Genomic DNA, 15,832 nt, shown 5'->3' with positions numbered 1-15,832 from the left:
TTCTCTTCAATTAAAAGGTGAATCTTAGGTTAACACCATATCTCCTTGTGGTTGGGATAATTCCCAGGTCAATGCCCTGGGCATTACCGCTCTGGAATGCACTCAAGCCCTCCACATTGCCCGTTCCCAGGGAGTTTGTCTCTGGGTCAAAATTGAGGTCATCAGGGAAATTGAGCGCTTTGAACCATAAATTCCTGCCTGACAATGAGATGTTAGCAGAACCAAAAGGTGTCTTGCTCAGGAGGTTTTTTGGCAACGAATAGCCAAGAGAAATCTCTCTCAAGCGGATGGTGCTTGCGTCAAACACAGAGAACTCCTCCGGTCCTGAACTTCCGAATGTGTTGATAAAGTACCAGTCGTTGACAGTAAGTGAAGTTGTGTTAGGAATGGTATTTCCATTGTCATCCAGTTTTGCACTTTGTGTGCTTGGATCACCAACCACACCAGGAATGACAACCGTTACTTCACGGCCTCTTGGCCCCTCTGGCACGGTACCTGTAGTCAAACCACGGCCATATACCTGATTGTAGGTTCCTGACCACATATCGCCACCATCACGATAATCAAAAAGCACATTCAGTGTTATCCCTTTATAGGTGAAGCTGTTGGTAACACCCAGAATGTAATTAGGGTTAGGGTCTCCGATGATTTGCTCCTCAGACGACTGAATAAGCTTTCCGGTGGCAGGGTCAACCAAGAGCTGGCCGTCTTCGGATCTGGCAGCCACGGAGCCTTTGATCTGACCGTATGGCAAGCCTACAGCATGAACAACCCTTACGCTATTGCCGAAGCCATTGATAAACACTTCATCCAGACCTTCTGTCAACTCTTCAACCACATTGCGATTGCGGGTAAACGAAGCAAAAATATTCCAGTTGAAGCCATTGGGCAGCGATACTGGTGTGAGATCCAGGCCAACTTCGATTCCCTTGTTACTCACTTTACCGATATTAGACACGGCACTGTTAAAGCCAGAAGTAGACGGCACAGTAATGGCCACAATCTGGTCAGTAGTGTTTCGGTTATAATAAGTAAAGTCTATTCCGACCTTGTTCTTGAACAACCTCAGATCGGTACCGATTTCATATTCAGTAGTAAATTCAGGCGTTAACAGCCCATTACCCAAACCACCCGAAACAGTTTGTCCGTTGGTTCCAATGAAAGGGAAATCAACAAAGGCAATATTGTTACCAAAGCCTGGCCCGGACGGGTTGGTATTGAACAACACTGACTGTGTGAGGTATGGCGATGGGTCACTACCCACCTTGGCAACGCCTACCCTAATTTTTCCGCTGTTCAGGATGTCGTTAGAAATATTCAGGGCATCAGTGAAAATGAAAGATGAGCTTGCTCCTCCGTAGAAATAGCTTCTCTTGTCTTTAGGCAATGCCGAGGTTAAATCATTCCGACCAGTTAGGTTAAGGAAAAGGTAGTCTTTGTACGAGAAAGAAAGGTCAGCAAGGAAGGCCTGGTAGGCTCTTTCAGATTTGTTTCCTCCAAAAGGCGTTACGCTCTGCGTGTTGTCCAAGTCGTTGATACCATCAACGATGATACCCACTCCCTGAAACGCCTGGCGATCCACGGTGCGAAGGTTAGCGTTGTGACCAACGATGGCCTTTAGCCCTATGTGTTCAGACAAATCTCTTGAAACAGTTACAAGCAAGTTACCATCCAGTTCCATCCTTCTCAGGTCATCTTTGATGATCCTGCCTGTGGGAAATGCTGTATTGCTTCTTGGAAGCACCTCTAGTTTGCGATCAGTAAAGCCATTAAATCCAACTTTGTACGTCACGTTCAACCATTCGAAAACGTCGTATCCGATGTTGAAATTTCCGAAGTACCTGTCCACATCGCTGGTATGTGGCGCATGGTAGGCCAAAAAGTAAGGGTTGTCGTTGTCAGGACGATAGAAAGCCTGATTGCCATTGGCATCCTGATAAGGCAGCCCTTTTACATTGACGTTTGGTGGAGTGAAAAGCAAACGCTGTGTTACAGATGGCCCTCCCGAGAACAAACCTGTTGACGGAGGGGAGGTAAGATCAGTATTCACATAGGTCATACTACCACCAATAAAAATGCCATTGTCCAGCGTGGTGTTGCCACCAAAGTTCATGCTGGTTCTGGTCACTTCGTTGTTAATTACAATTCCCTGATTGTTCATTCTGGAAAGGCCGGCTACGAAATTGGCCTTGTCATTGCCTCCTGAAATATTCACGGCAGTTTCAAGAACTCCACCTGTCTGGAAAAAGTCCTTAGGAGTATTGTAAGTACCCAGAAGCACTGAATCGCTACCAAATTCAGGGAAGTAAGGCGTATTGTTTGGGTTGTTGTACCGGTCATATGGGTGAGCTACCCAGGGACGCCCAGTAGCGGGATCTATGCTTTTGATCAAATTGGCATTCTCTCTCACTTGCCATGCAGGGGAATTCAAATCGAAAGGAGCACCCCACGTGCCGAAGTTGCCATCAACGTAAAGGAAATTGTTTCCCTGCGTATACTGGGTCTGATAATCAGGCAAGTTGGATACTTTCTCAGTGGAATAGGAAGTGTTTACACTGATTTCCATTCCCTTACGGGTTCCTTTCTTACCAGCTTTAGTTGTTACCACAATCACACCATTCGCAGCCCTTGAGCCGTAGAGAGCCGCAGCTGCAGCACCCTTCAACACTGTCATCGACTCGATGGTGTTGGGGTCAAGATCAAAGGAACGGTTGGACGTAGTGGTTTGGCTGGTAAATGAGCCAGTGGCATAGGTGGTGTTGTCAAAAGGCACACCATCCACGACCCAAAGCGGCTGGTTGTTTCCCAGCAGAGAAGAGGCTCCTCTGATGGTGATGTTTGAACCCTGGCCTGCAGCACCACCAGCGCCAATGATGTTGACGCCGGGTATTTTACCCTGCAAGGCCCTCAAAGCATCAGGCTCAGATTTTTGAGCTATCTGGTCACTCTTCAGCTCCGTTACAGCATAGCCAAGTGCTTTCTTCTCCCGCTCAATACCAACTGCTGTCACAACCACCTCTGAGAGTTGTTTCACGTCGGACTCCATGGTTGCGTCGATGACGGAACGGGAGCCGATTTCAGTTTCCTGGGACAAAAGACCAATAAATGAAAAAACCAATGTCCCTCCCGATGAAGGAACGGTGATTTTATAATTACCGTCAATATCAGTGACGGTACCAGTTGCGGTGCCTTTCAGCACCACGTTCACACCGGGTAGCTCTGTGCCGTCTTCGGCTGAGACTACCTTACCGGATACGGTTCGGTCCTGCGCCCAAACATGGGTTAATGCTGTCGCAGTAAACAAAAATGTAATCAGTAGAATTTTTCTCATAAGAAAATAATTGGATTGTAGTTAAAAATGATTGTGGCTATCAAGCCATTCGATACACACAGGTTATGCATGTCGCCTCGCTGTCCTTGGTTTTCGCTGCCGGAAAGAGTCCGCTACCTTAGCGGAAGTATCCAATCTCAAATGTCAGCGAAGTGTTGCGGGATTAATTCCCCCTATTTGTGGGATTTTAAAATGTGGGGCGTTCAATAATTCCAACAGAAAGCATGTTTCATTGAAAATACTATAATGAAAGGCCGCTTGAGAAAGCATGTGTACAAGGGAAAATTCCTTTGCAGGGTGAATTGAGTAAGCGGGAAATGAAAAAAGCCTCTAAAGAGGCTTTTTTCCAATTGTATATTCAGGTTGAAACTTAGATGTACTTGTTGTGCCGGCCTATCTCTATGGCGTTGGCTTTCGATTTTACGCCCAGCTTTATGTAGATATTTTTGATGTGCGTCTTGATGGTTTCTCTGTGAACAAATAATTCATCAGCGATCTGGGAATAGCTCTTTCCCTCTGCCAGTTTCTCCAGCACCTCTGTTTCTCTTCTGGAAAGCGGCGAGTCTGTGTTGCGTTGAAAAGATTCGATAACCATGCGTGATATTTCTTTGGAAAGAGGGGCGCCTCCCTGTAGCACTTCGTCAATACCGTCGAGGAGATCGCTGTAGCTAACAGCCTTTGCCATGAAGCCAGCTGCACCTGCATTGAACGACTGGAAAACTGATTCTTTGTCCGTATGCAGCGAAACCACTATTATATTGGCCTTCGGAAGCTTCTTCTTGATGCGCCCAATGCCTTCAATGCCGCTCATGCCCGGCAGTTCCAGATCCATCAATACTACATCTGGTGCGTCGCTTTCGATATTATCCAGGGCCTCTTCACAAGAAGCATACGTATTCACAACATGGTATTTAGAAATACTGTCGATCAGAATCTTGTAGCCTTCTTTGATAACAAAGTTATCTTCAACGATACAAATCTTGGTAGGAATGGTTGTCATAGTGTTTGACCACATACAATAAAAATTAGGCTAACTGGAAAGCAGCTATATCAAGCAAATCGATCACGGCCACAAAATACGGTTGGAGTATGACCTTACTTACGCTTGGTAACAGCTTAGAGTTGCCTGACCCTCTACCGTAAACAGGGGGATTTTTTTGAAAACTTATTGGCCTTTAAAACTGAAATCTTAGCGTATCCCAAAAAACAGCGTCCAGATCATAAACGATTTGCTGATAGGCTTCTGCATGAGGATTGAGCGTTAGTTCGCTGGAAGGATACGGAAGCCGGAGGGCAAACTGTCGGGGCAATTGTATTGGTGGCTGTAGTTCAGTGGGATAGCCAGTGCGTCTGAAAAGATTATACCCATGGTAAGCGTTGCCCCAGCTGCAAAACCACCGTTGCTTTGCAACTATATCAAGTTTCCTTTCAGCCGATGAAGCAACGTTGAGCTTACTCATCCACAATGTCACATACTTGTCGATAGCATCTGCTGAAGGCGACTCCACCTCGATGTTGCTACCTCCAAATTCAACCACCTGAGTGATATGTGTTCTGATGGCCTGCTCAAATATCTCAGCATCATCAAGTTGGATATATCCCAGTAATGAAGCTTCCAGTAAATAGAATCTAACGTCCACTGATGTCAGTATCGGAAAAACACCATTATCCCCATCTGTATTATCCTTAGGAAATATGAGACGTTCGGTATCAAATAATCCTCCAGCAGGATATAACCCTGGCAAAAGTCTCTGGTCTCCATCATCAGGAATTCCCCTAGGGTTGGCCCTGTCTCTTCCCAAAAAACCGCCCAGATACTTCAACTCTTCTTCCGTTGGGTCGTCACCATACAGCGCCTCTATAACCTGTTTATTGTCTGCAAGGTATTTGAAGCAGGTTCCGGCTCCATACGGGCCGCAGAAGTAATACTCCTCCATTGGGGACGAAAAATACTCAGTAATGACTGCCCTGTAATCATCAGTCTGCCTCTTGAAATAAAAATTGAGCCTTGGGTCCTTGTCCCAGAGCATTTCGAACATCACCTGGTAGTCGATATATTGAAACTGGTTATCCCCTGAATAAGCTAATTCAAACCAGGGGTGGTTTTGCCCAGGTGCCTTACTAAAGACGAAGGAAAAATCATCGCCGGGAACACTGATCAATTCATCATCAACAATAGCTTTAATGTCAGCTGCAATATTGCTATTGACCAGCCGGGTCGTCATCAGCAGCTGAAGCTTAAGTGATCTGGCTACCTTTTGCCAGGCAGAAGATTTTCCTTGAAAAATCAAATCGCCTGTCACCACTACCGGCGACAGGCGTTCAAGCATTTGGATAGCGAGGTCCAAATCTGCCAATGCGTTCTGGTAAATCACCATGCCTGGCTGAAATGGAGTTGGATCGTCTGGCGTGCCAGCACTAACATCTACGGGAACATCACCCCACAAGTCCACCAAAATGGTATTGAAATAGGCCTTGTATATCAGGCCGATGCTGTAGTAATGTGGATTGGACTCGCCAGTCATCGCAATCATTTTTTCCACGTCAGCCAACGGGCCAGAGTATAGAGCTTCCCAAGCATCGTTCCACGTACCATTCGACATATTAAAATCATCCAGATAAGACGTGAGGCCAAGAAAGCCATGCTGCGCTCGATTGAGATCGCCTGCTAAAATTCTAGCACTGCTCGACTGAATTTGTGGTAGGAGCAGTTGCGGACTGACTGATACCGGCTGGTTGGGATCGATATTGACATCAGAGTTAATGAAATCACAGCCAGCCACTGCAAATAAAATAGATATAATAAGAAGCCTGGTAAGCATACAGCACCTTATGATTGAAGTATTCTCTAGTAAATATAAAACAAAAGAGCCCTGGTTTCCCCCATGACTCTTTTGTTTTATATCAAATACCCTATTCGTTCCTCAACGTCTCCGCCGGGTTCGTCCGGGCAGCCCTCACAGTTTGAGAACCCACGGCCAGTGCTGCAATGGCAAAAACTACCAGAACACCTCCAAACAGCTCCAGAAAGCCGAAGGTCGCCTTGTAGGCCAGGTCGTTAAACACTATTTGATTGAAAAAATACCAGGTAGCAGGCACAGCAATTGCAGCAGAAATAAGCAAAAGGAAGATAAATCCTCTGCCAAGCAGGAACACCAGCGCCTGTTCAGATGCACCAAGCACTTTTCTTATGCTAATCTCTTTTAACCTTGTCTCCGTAGTGAACACTACCATTCCCAGCAAACCTAACGAGGCGATGGAGATTGCAAGGAAAGCCAAAAAGCCAATGATCTTTACCATTACAAGGTACTCCTCATACGATTTCTGAATCCTGTCGTCGTAAAACTCGGCCTCGAAAGGGTGGATGGCGTCCAGCTCATCCCATTTACTTTCAATTTTCTCCATTGTGCCAGGAATGTCGGCCGATGAAATCAAAGCATTAATGACGTAGTACTGGTCTGCATGATAACGAAAAGCAAATTCCTTTATAGGGGAATCTATTTTACCGTAGTGAAAATCCTTTACCACACCCACTATCTTCACATCCTTGTCATCCACCTTCAGCGTCTCCCCAATGGCATCCAATGGTTCTCCAATATTGAACCGTTTAAGAAGCTTTTCATTCACGATGATCTGGCTCTCTGCCGAGCTATCCGACTGCGGAATGAAATTTCGGCCTGCAATGATCTCTAACCCGTGAATAGGAATGTAGTTTTCATCAATACCATTATAATGTATATTGGTGGAGTCCAGCGGATCTTTGTATTTGGCCTTGGTGCCCCAATAGCTGCCAACGCTCGTTACAAGTGTTGATGCCGACATGTCGGTGATTTCTGGAATTTCAGACAAAGCGGTTCTTATTTTTTCGACATCATTGCCCAGCAAATTGATATTAAGAATGTTTTCCGTCTCATAACCAAGGTCGAAGTTGACGGCGAAATCATATTGTTTATAGGCCATGGTGGCACCGATGATAAAAGCAAGAGACAGCGTGTACTGAAAAACGATCAGCACCTTGCGAAAAGCGATGTTGCCGAATAGTTTCAGGGACGAAACATCCTTTAGCACCTTGTGAACGCTGATCCGGGAAAAAAACAACGCTGGGAAGAATCCTGCCAAAACTCCCGTTACAACTGCCAGCAGCAGAAAGTAAAGGAAAGTCAGTGGGGAAGGGATAAGAGTGATCATTTCACTTATCTCTTCACTAAGGCCTAAAAAGCGGGGCCGAATAGCTGTGTAGTACAGAATAAAAGCAAAGACCAGCGACAGTCCGGAAATAACGACTGCCTCCAGGATGAACTGCCCAAAGACATTCCCGCCGGAAGCACCTATCACTTTGCGAATACCCACTTCTTTGGATCTCCTTAAAGAGCGGGCAATGGACAAGTTGGTATAATTAAAACAAGCCGAAACGAGTACCACAAAAGCTAAAACAGTGATAATCCAAACCATCTTCAATTCAAAAGACGGCCCTATTTGATTGCTCAAGTCCTCGCCAGGCACGATTGCCGACATGGGTTGCAACCACATATTAATAGTAGTATGCTCATCTACTTCATTTTCTTCTGCACTTATCTGATTGAGGCTTGCCTGAAGTGCTTCGATATCCTGGTCTGGCCGTACCACGAGGTAGATGTAATTAGACCACATGTTGTTCCAGCGGGTGAGCCTGGTGGACTCTTCATTTTCCTTTTCTTTAATTTCGTAGGTGGAGTAAGACGCCACTACCCGGGCCCTCAAATGTGAATTTCCAGGCATATCCTCCATCACCCCGGTAACAGTGTAGCTATCCTTGTCGTTGAGCTTGATCAGCTCTCCAACAGGGTCTTTGTCATCGAAAAGCTTTTTTGCCGTGGTCTCATCCAGTACTACGGAATACGGTTCTTTAAGCACGGTGGCTGCATCACCTTGTTTCAGCTTAAAGGAAAACACAGAAAAGAAAGATTCCTGCGCATAAAGCCCCTCTATCGCAATGACTTTACTGTTGTAAGCTGCGTCTCCACGGAAGTTTTTGGTTATCAGCACCATTTCTTCAATACCCGGAATATCACTTTTGATCCGGCTGGCTGCCTGGATAGAGGTAGAGGCGAATTTGCTTTCGTCCTCCTCCAACCGCTGGTAAGTGTTACCCACCCGGTAGATGCGATCATACTTCTCGTGGAACGTGTCGAATGAGTAAATGTCGGTGAGGAAGGCAATCATGAGCAGCCCGACTGTCATGCTGATGGCCAACCCCACCACATTGATGGTGCTGAAAAGCTTATTCCTGGCCATGCTGCGGACCGAGGTCTTGAAGTAATTGGATAGTAAGATAAACTGATTCATTCCTTTAAATATTTGAGGTTTTTGAGCTGTGTATAGTCTGAAGAATTTGAGGACGTCGATGATGTAAATGAGCTTGGCATAGCCTACTCCTCTTGCCTTCACATTTCTTTCAAAGTACTCCAGCAGGTCGCCTTGCAAATCTTCGTAGAGGGAAGGCTTGCAGTACCACTCGAGGAAACGGGTGGCCCAGCGGGGCGGTCTGTCGGTACGGAATGATGCTGACTGTTTTGATTTCATTAAATTCCTTTAAATACTACGTCTGGGATCATGCTCCAAAGCTGGTCACGTTGCTCCTTGGCTTTGAGCAGCGTAGCTTTCCCGCCATTGGTAACTGTGTAAAAGCGCTTTCTTCTGCCGCCACGAACGTTGGTAGCTTCGCCCAAGCCGCTCTTTACATAGCCCTTTTCTTCCAACCTGTTGAGCACGGCGTGCACCACGCCAAGTTTCACTTCTCTACCAGTATGCTTTGTGAGCTCATCGCACACTGCCACACTATAAGCTTCCTCCATTAGGGCAGCTATTGTGAGCAGTACGAGCTCTTCAAATTCTCCTAAGTTGGTACCCTTCATCAGTTCAAGTATTTCATTTGTTCATTAAATGTATGTAAAATGATTTTAATATATTCAGTGTTTGTATGTAAAATATTATCGGCCGACAAAAAAGAACTAAACGAGGAGTAACCAGCCAAGAAGAGCAACGCCCAGTACACCGGGTTTATAACCCGGAAAAAAACCAATTCTTCTATGCAGGCACAGGTTGAAAACCTGCGCTACCGGGCAGCATAGTTATCAGGGTACAAAATGCATCGATTTTTCCCATTGAACTTTAAAGGAGCAGATTTCAGATCACATAAACTCATTGTAATCCGGCTTGATGTAATTCCACTTCCAATCCTTAGGAGACTGCCAAAACCCAGCCTTAACTGGATTGTTAATAATGTAAAGAATTGTCTTCGAAAGTTCCTTTCGATCTCTAACTAAACGATCAAAACTTTCTTCTTGCCAAAAACGGCCAACCTTATTAAGAAGCTTGTTACACTGATTAGCACTATAACGCTTAATGGAGTGCATAATGTTATTGAGTGCTACCTTCATACCGCCTTCAACTTCGTCAGGTCTCATTGTCCTTAGGACTGCATGTATATGATTTGGCATGACACAGAAACAGATGACTTCTATCTTTCTATTATCCCAAAAAAACAAGCTCTCAACTGCTACCTGCGCTAACTTATCGTCTTTAAAATAAAATGGCCCATCCTTTCTGTTGTCCAGGTACTTCTCCTGCTTTAACCAGAACTTCCGATCTACAATGTTTTTTAACTCAGCGAAAGAATCCTTTGTTTCTTGCGCCATGAGTTGTATTAACTCCTCTTCACGTTCTCTTCGCCACTGTTCATTTACTTGCCTGGGTATTGCTCCGTGCAGCACATAGGTGACAAAGAACAACCCTCCCATCGGTTGCAAATGAGGAAGATTGCGGCGGTAAAAAACTTTGTTATTGTCTGGCACCAAAATGTCCGTTTCTCCACCTCTAAAATAAAAACTTCCCAGGTGTTTGAAAGCGCCTGGGAAGTCCAAATTATCAAAATGATGTTTTCACGGGTTAGAAACCCGAGGTACAGTTTGCAAACCGTTTTACATACCGGAAGAACTTTTGGGCTTCTTAAATATCCCTGCATTCAGACTGTAGCCGGTAGACTCAGGAGTAAGGTGCAGATAGTTGGTGGGATAAGCTGGCTCTTTCCTGATCACAAGCTCCGCCTTGCCCTTTTTCACCACATTGGTTTCCACGAAATTTTTATTGTTGGTTGTTTCTACCAGCCCATTGCTGCCGTAGTAGCCCATATAGTGTTGGTTATCTACCATGACACAACCGGTGAACTTATAAGCTGGGCTGGAGTCACCGGGCCGAACCCACACATAATTGCTCCCCGCCACCACATTGTTTTTGAACGTAAAACGTTCCACAGGGCCCATCCAGATTGCACTTTCGTTGGCACCGTAAATGATGCAATTAGTCACGGAAAAGTCTTCGACCGATTTAAAAAGAAGGATGGCATTGCGGCAGTTGTAGAAAATGCAATGGTCTATCTGTGTTTGATGTCCCTGGGCCCAAATGGCTCCCTGTATTTGAGAGCTATGCACTTCAGATACGAAATAGCACTGTGACACTTCCATGTCACCAAGTCTTTCATCCTCTTTAGAAATGGGATAATAGTAAGTCACATCGGGGTGGGCGCTTCCCAGAAACTTCAAGCCACGAATGGTAACATGGCTTGTTGCCACCAGCAAACCTGTGGAATGTACAAACTGAGTGCTGGAGTTATTCCTGGAAATGGATTGAATCACCGGCATTTTTGCTGGCGTCCAGTCTGGGTCGTCGGGCATGGTTACTGCCTCCAATGTAAGACGAACAGTGTCGCTCAATATTCGCAAGGGATGGAGAGCAACTTTATCCGTTAGCGAGTACAAACCAGGATGTAGTTTGATGGTGATCGCCCCGCTTCCGGTAAGTTCGTTGGCTATATGTACGGCTTTTTCCAATGTAGCGTAAGGAGAGCTTTCGGAGCCATCTGCCATATCATTTCCGGTACCGGGATTCACATAGATGGTCTGGGCCAGGGCAATTCCGGATTTTAATAACACTGCCAAATAAAGAGTAAGAATCGTTTTTTTCATCGCTTTAAAGTTTTGTTCCTTTTTGCGATGCAAATAGGCAGTGGCATAACGGTCTCGCCATTCAACCACTGTTCAAGTTCCTGCAAGCGTGTCACAATGCTGTTCAAACCTGCTCAAACCAGACTTTCCTCATCGGCAAAGAAAAGCCTTGAGTAAATTCAAGGCCTGTATTCAATCAAAAGCTGCTGGTAACTACGAAATTGTGATCAGGAAATTTCCTTTACTTTTCTCTCCAGGGCTGAGAGCCGTTCCTCCAAATCGTAGTAGTTAGACTCGACGAATTCGTAAAACTCGTAGTTGCGCTTATTCAAATCTTCAAAGCCCTGTTGCAAAAACTTAATGCTGGCATCTATTTGATTTTTGTGCCGTTCGAGTTCTCTTTTAAATTCACTACGATCCATAATGACTTTATTTATACGTAAAGTACGTTAATTATCACTTACTCAAAAACAAACTGCTTATTGGGCAAAAAATATCATCGCTTCCGATTAACCAACCCGGGGCATTTTTGCATAAAAAAAGCTCCAAATCCCGGAGCTTTTTACTTACCTATATTAGCTTATCATTCAATCTATTCTGACCTCAGACTCTTGATAGGATTCATTCTTGATGCCTTGATCGACTCAAAGCTGATAGTTAGCACAGCAATACCCAATGCCATCAACCCGGAAATGGCGAAGACTTCCCAGGTAATGTCGGTGCGGTAGGTGTAGTCGTCCAGCCAGCTTTTCATCAGGTACCAGCCCAGCGGCATAGCCAGCAAAAGAGAGATGAGGACTAGCTTGATGAAGTTGAATGTCAGCAGGCTGAAGATAACCCTGCCGGAGGCTCCCAACACGATCCTGATGCTGATTTCCTTCCCCCGTTGTTCCACCATGTAGGCGGACAGGGCAAAGAGCCCTAAGCAAGCCACAATAATGGCGAGCACAGCAAAAGTGGTGAACACCCGGCCCATTGTCTGCACGTCTTCGTACATCCTGGAATAGCTTTCGTCGAGAAACGAATACCTCATGGGTTGGTTGGGAGCAAAGTCGTCCCAAACTTCTTTGATCGAAGCAAGGACTTCCTTCATTTCTGGCGAGCTGACTTTCACCGAAACAACATCGCCCCATTCTCCATACACCATTGTAAGGGGTTCGATTTTCCCCTTTAGTGATTCAAAGTGAAAATCTTCCACCACACCAATGATAGTGTAGGGCTTCCAGTTTTGTATTCTCTCCCCTACTGGGTTTTCAAAGCCAAACTCTTTCACAAAAGCCTGGTTGACAATAATTGAAGAGGAGTCGGAGGCCATGCCCTGCACAAAGTTTCTACCATCCACCAGGTGCATTCCCAGAGTGCCTATATAGTCACTGTCTACATACCATCGCTGTGCACCAACGGCTTTGTCTTCTTTGGACTTGCCTTCTCTCCAAAAAGGGTTACCATCACGTTTGGTACCAGAAATAGGAAGGTAGCCGCTTATTGCTGCATTTTGAACGCCCGAAAGGTTGGCCAATTCGGCCTTCAGTGTTTTTATCTTATCGCCAAGTGTGTTTGCACCCTGAATCAACACAACCTGCTCTTTGTCGAAACCAATCTTTTTGTTGAGGATATACTGCATTTGGCGGTAAATAATGAAGGTGCCTATGATCAACACAACGGATGTTGTGAACTGAAATATCACCATCACACTTCTCATTCTTGAGCTTTTGCTTCCTCTGCTTAGGCTGCCCTTCAAAACGTCTATCGGTTTGAACCCTGACAGGTAAAAGGCAGGATAAAGGCCGGCAAGTACACCAACAAGCGTTGCCGCCCCTCCAAGGGTTGGGATAAACCACCATTCAAGCCAGGGCATTTTCAGTGATTTATCAGCCAGCTCATTAAAGAATGGCATACTTATCCAGGCCAACACAATGCCTACCACAAACGACACTACACTATAGAGAACTGACTCAGTAAGAAACTGCCTAACAAGGTGAGATCTCACTGATCCTACTACCTTTCTCATTCCCACTTCCTTGGCACGGTTTGCCGATTTGGCGGTGGAAAGATTGATGAAGTTGATACACGCCAGCAGAAGAACAAAAAATGCGACACCTCCAAAAAGCCAAACAAACCGAATATCGCCTTGCTCCACCATGGCATGTATACCGTCGGAGTAGAGATAAATATCGGCCACTGGTTGTAGCTTGAAGAAGTGATTTTTACGCACCTCGTCCACCGATTGATCCCCTTCCTTTTCGAGGTGACCCACATAGTGTGTGTCCCGAACAGACAGCAGCTTGGCTTCCAGCTCTTTTGGATCAGTGCCAGGCTGCAGTTCAAAGTAAATATTGTAGTTCCAGCAACACCAGCTTGTTTGTTCTCCACCCCAAAATTCGACGCCAGTTAACGTAATGAGAAAATCAAACTGAAGGTGGGTGTTGTCAGGAAAGTCCTGCATAACCCCACCAATCTTGTACGGCTTGTTTTGGTCATCGTTCAAGAAAACTACTTTTCCCACCGGGTCGTCGTTAGGGAAGTATTTATCAGCAACCGTTTTGGAGATCACTATCGAATACGGGTCGGCCAACGCATTTTCTGTTTGGCCATACACCATCGGTACTTGAAGAATGTCAAGCAGAGCCTGATCGGCGTATACGAAACCTTCCTCGTAGGTATTTTGTCGCTGGTCTTCAGTCCGAAACAAGTTGCTGCCCGCATTGAACCAACCAGCGTATGGAATCAACCTCCCTGATTTTTTAACTTCCGGAAATTCTGCTTTGAAGATACCGGCGGTTGGTGCGGGAAAGGAGGTCCACTTGTTGGCTCCGCTTTCTCTCCCGAATTCATTGTAAACCCTATAAATATTCTCGCCGTCTTTGTAGAACTTGTCATAGCTAAGCTCCTGCTTTATAAACAGCTTGATGAGAATGCAAGCTGCAATACCGAGCGCAAAGCCTCCGATTTTAATCGAAGTGTACATTTTTTGCCTGGCCATACTTCTCCAGGCGACTTTCAGGTAACTTTTGAACATGGCTACGTTATTTGAGTTTTGTGACTTCTTTGTTTTTTTCAAGGCAAATGGCTGGAGAAACTGAACGACATTCCAAACGAACAGCCAATCGGCTTTCCGCTTGCCAACTTTGACGAAGCGCCGGTCGTAGAGCTCCAGCATATCGCCCAATACCGCATCACACAGGTGGTCGTTGCAGAACCTGCGAAAGAAACTGATGGCCCAGTTTGGTGGCCCCGCATGTTTTGGTGCAGGGGTCTTCATAGGAAATTCCCTTCCCAAACCACTTTTGGCACCTGATTCCACATAGCGTTGCGCAACTCTTTGGATTGCTCCAGCACTTTAGCACCGGCATGGGTCAGCTCGTAAAGCCGCTTTTCTCTTCCACCTCTTTGCTCAGTAGCTCCCCCCATTTTCGACTTCAGGTAGCCTTTGTCTTCCAGCCTCACCAAAGCCTTATGCGCCGAGCTGATCATTACATTGCGACCTGTTTGCTTTTCCAGCTCATCCACAATGGCCAGTCCGTACGCATCGTCGTACAGAATACCGACGGTTAGCAATACAAGCTCTTCGAATTCACCAAGATATGTTCCTTTCATGCTTTTATTTGTTTCACCTTTGTCTATGGTACCTGAGAAAAAACGAAAGGTTGCAGAAAAGGAGAAAAAAGTTGTTTGGAGTAGTTTCAATAATATTTCAAAAAATGAAATATTATTTGCATTATTGAAATTAATTGATCAAAGTGGTTGTTATAGCGAAAATGATACTACAGGAATTTGGGAAAAGCCACGCCGACGCCATTGAGCCCTTGAACGATTGGTGGGCTAAAACCAGAAAAGCTGATTGGGCTACGCTACAGGACATAAGGAACACATTTAATTCGGTCGATTATGTGGGCAATGACAGGTATGTGTTCAATATTAAGGGAAACAAATACAGACTGGTTGCCATGATATTCTTTGATATAAGAACTATTTATATCCGTTATGTTGGCACGCACACCAATTACGACAAAATTGATTGTACTAAAATTTAGCGGCTTCAAAATGATAACCAAAATAAGAACTGAGAAAGAATACCAGGTGGTGATGAAAACCATTGAGGAGCTCTTAAAAGAGGTCACAGAGAAAGGAGGATTTCATAAACTATCAAAAGAAGAGAGCGATTTATTAAATACCCTTTCAAAACTGGCTGAAACTTATGAAGACAGGGTGATGGAAATAATGCCTATCCGGCCAGGTAATTTGCGGGAAGCAGTAGAATTAAAGATGGTTGAATACAAATTAACGCAAGCCAAACTGGCGAAAGCATTGGGAATTGGTGCTCCTAAACTTTCTCAAATTCTTTCTGGTAAACGTGAGCCTGATGTGGCTTTTTTAAAGGCTATTCACGACAAATTAAAAATTGACGCAGAGTTTATCTTGTCGCATGCCTAGCGACTGTGAAAATCCTGAAGCAAACTAATTTGCCACAAAACTGGATCTTAAAGTGCCTTTTCGCATGAAACATTTAGCCCCTTTA

12 protein-coding genes are annotated in these 15,832 nt (G+C 45.2%); 2 read left to right on the top strand and 10 right to left on the bottom strand.

Annotation, left to right across the window (positions count from 1 at the left end; genetic code table 11):
- Positions 1-10: 10 nt before the first annotated feature.
- From ACMVP2_RS17820 to ACMVP2_RS17775, 10 genes are all read right to left on the bottom strand, one after another.
- Positions 11-3,331: a SusC/RagA family TonB-linked outer membrane protein gene (locus ACMVP2_RS17820; protein WP_416864457.1), complete on the bottom strand. Its 3,321-nt coding sequence runs from the start codon at positions 3,329-3,331 to the stop codon at positions 11-13.
- 370 nt (positions 3,332-3,701) lie between these two features.
- The gene (locus ACMVP2_RS17815; RefSeq protein ID WP_416864456.1) at positions 3,702-4,346 is read right to left on the bottom strand and encodes a response regulator; all 645 of its coding nucleotides are present in this window, start codon (positions 4,344-4,346) and stop codon (positions 3,702-3,704) included.
- 160 nt (positions 4,347-4,506) lie between these two features.
- The gene (locus ACMVP2_RS17810; RefSeq protein WP_416864455.1) at positions 4,507-6,153 is read right to left on the bottom strand and encodes a SusD/RagB family nutrient-binding outer membrane lipoprotein; all 1,647 of its coding nucleotides are present in this window, start codon (positions 6,151-6,153) and stop codon (positions 4,507-4,509) included.
- A gap of 91 nt (positions 6,154-6,244) precedes the next feature.
- Positions 6,245-8,893 (bottom strand): ABC transporter permease, encoded by a 2,649-nt coding sequence (locus ACMVP2_RS17805; protein WP_416864454.1) that lies wholly within the window; start codon positions 8,891-8,893, stop codon positions 6,245-6,247.
- Positions 8,893-9,225, bottom strand: a complete 333-nt coding sequence (locus ACMVP2_RS17800; protein WP_416864453.1) for a PadR family transcriptional regulator — start codon at positions 9,223-9,225, stop codon at positions 8,893-8,895. Before ACMVP2_RS17800 ends, ACMVP2_RS17805 begins: the two co-directional genes overlap by 1 nt.
- Positions 9,226-9,501: 276 nt before the next feature.
- The gene (locus tag ACMVP2_RS17795) at positions 9,502-10,233 is read right to left on the bottom strand and encodes a transposase (protein ID WP_416864452.1); all 732 of its coding nucleotides are present in this window, start codon (positions 10,231-10,233) and stop codon (positions 9,502-9,504) included.
- Between the two features lie 57 nt (positions 10,234-10,290).
- Positions 10,291-11,334, bottom strand: coding sequence for a right-handed parallel beta-helix repeat-containing protein (locus ACMVP2_RS17790; protein WP_416864451.1), 1,044 nt, complete (start codon positions 11,332-11,334; stop codon positions 10,291-10,293).
- 206 nt (positions 11,335-11,540) lie between these two features.
- Positions 11,541-11,735, bottom strand: a complete 195-nt coding sequence (locus ACMVP2_RS17785; protein ID WP_416864450.1) for a hypothetical protein — start codon at positions 11,733-11,735, stop codon at positions 11,541-11,543.
- 170 nt (positions 11,736-11,905) lie between these two features.
- Complete coding sequence (locus ACMVP2_RS17780; RefSeq protein WP_416864449.1) at positions 11,906-14,575, bottom strand: ABC transporter permease; 2,670 nt, start codon at positions 14,573-14,575, stop codon at positions 11,906-11,908.
- A complete protein-coding gene (locus ACMVP2_RS17775) occupies positions 14,572-14,910 on the bottom strand; it encodes a PadR family transcriptional regulator (RefSeq protein ID WP_416864448.1) in 339 nt (112 codons plus the stop codon). Before ACMVP2_RS17775 ends, ACMVP2_RS17780 begins: the two co-directional genes overlap by 4 nt.
- A gap of 161 nt (positions 14,911-15,071) precedes the next feature.
- Here ACMVP2_RS17775 and ACMVP2_RS17770 point away from each other — a divergent pair, with 161 nt between their 5' ends.
- Together ACMVP2_RS17770 and ACMVP2_RS17765 are read left to right on the top strand one after the other, a co-directional pair.
- Positions 15,072-15,347: a type II toxin-antitoxin system HigB family toxin gene (locus ACMVP2_RS17770; RefSeq protein ID WP_416864447.1), complete on the top strand. Its 276-nt coding sequence runs from the start codon at positions 15,072-15,074 to the stop codon at positions 15,345-15,347.
- Between the two features lie 10 nt (positions 15,348-15,357).
- A complete protein-coding gene (locus ACMVP2_RS17765; protein WP_339793141.1) occupies positions 15,358-15,747 on the top strand; it encodes a helix-turn-helix domain-containing protein in 390 nt (129 codons plus the stop codon).
- The last annotated feature ends 85 nt before the right edge of the window (positions 15,748-15,832 follow it).

The sequence above is a fragment of the Imperialibacter sp. genome, assembly GCF_048007035.1.
In the GTDB taxonomy this organism is placed as follows: Bacteria; Bacteroidota; Bacteroidia; order Cytophagales; family Cyclobacteriaceae; genus Imperialibacter.
The sequence above is the reverse complement of the archived record's forward strand: the minus strand, read 5'-3'. Positions and strand labels throughout refer to the sequence as shown.

What these genes read in the sequence shown, in the direction of transcription:
- ACMVP2_RS17780 (WP_416864449.1), bottom strand. Translation starts at nt 14,575, where the DNA reads ATGAAGACCCCTGCACCAAAACATGCGGGGCCACCAAACTGGGCCATC.
- ACMVP2_RS17815 (WP_416864456.1), bottom strand. Translation starts at nt 4,346, where the DNA reads ATGTGGTCAAACACTATGACAACCATTCCTACCAAGATTTGTATCGTT.
- ACMVP2_RS17775 (WP_416864448.1), bottom strand. Translation starts at nt 14,910, where the DNA reads ATGAAAGGAACATATCTTGGTGAATTCGAAGAGCTTGTATTGCTAACC.
- ACMVP2_RS17810 (WP_416864455.1), bottom strand. Translation starts at nt 6,153, where the DNA reads ATGCTTACCAGGCTTCTTATTATATCTATTTTATTTGCAGTGGCTGGC.
- ACMVP2_RS17785 (WP_416864450.1), bottom strand. Translation starts at nt 11,735, where the DNA reads ATGGATCGTAGTGAATTTAAAAGAGAACTCGAACGGCACAAAAATCAA.
- ACMVP2_RS17805 (WP_416864454.1), bottom strand. Translation starts at nt 8,893, where the DNA reads ATGAAATCAAAACAGTCAGCATCATTCCGTACCGACAGACCGCCCCGC.
- ACMVP2_RS17765 (WP_339793141.1), top strand. Translation starts at nt 15,358, where the DNA reads ATGATAACCAAAATAAGAACTGAGAAAGAATACCAGGTGGTGATGAAA.
- ACMVP2_RS17800 (WP_416864453.1), bottom strand. Translation starts at nt 9,225, where the DNA reads ATGAAGGGTACCAACTTAGGAGAATTTGAAGAGCTCGTACTGCTCACA.
- ACMVP2_RS17820 (WP_416864457.1), bottom strand. Translation starts at nt 3,331, where the DNA reads ATGAGAAAAATTCTACTGATTACATTTTTGTTTACTGCGACAGCATTA.
- ACMVP2_RS17770 (WP_416864447.1), top strand. Translation starts at nt 15,072, where the DNA reads ATGATACTACAGGAATTTGGGAAAAGCCACGCCGACGCCATTGAGCCC.
- ACMVP2_RS17790 (WP_416864451.1), bottom strand. Translation starts at nt 11,334, where the DNA reads ATGAAAAAAACGATTCTTACTCTTTATTTGGCAGTGTTATTAAAATCC.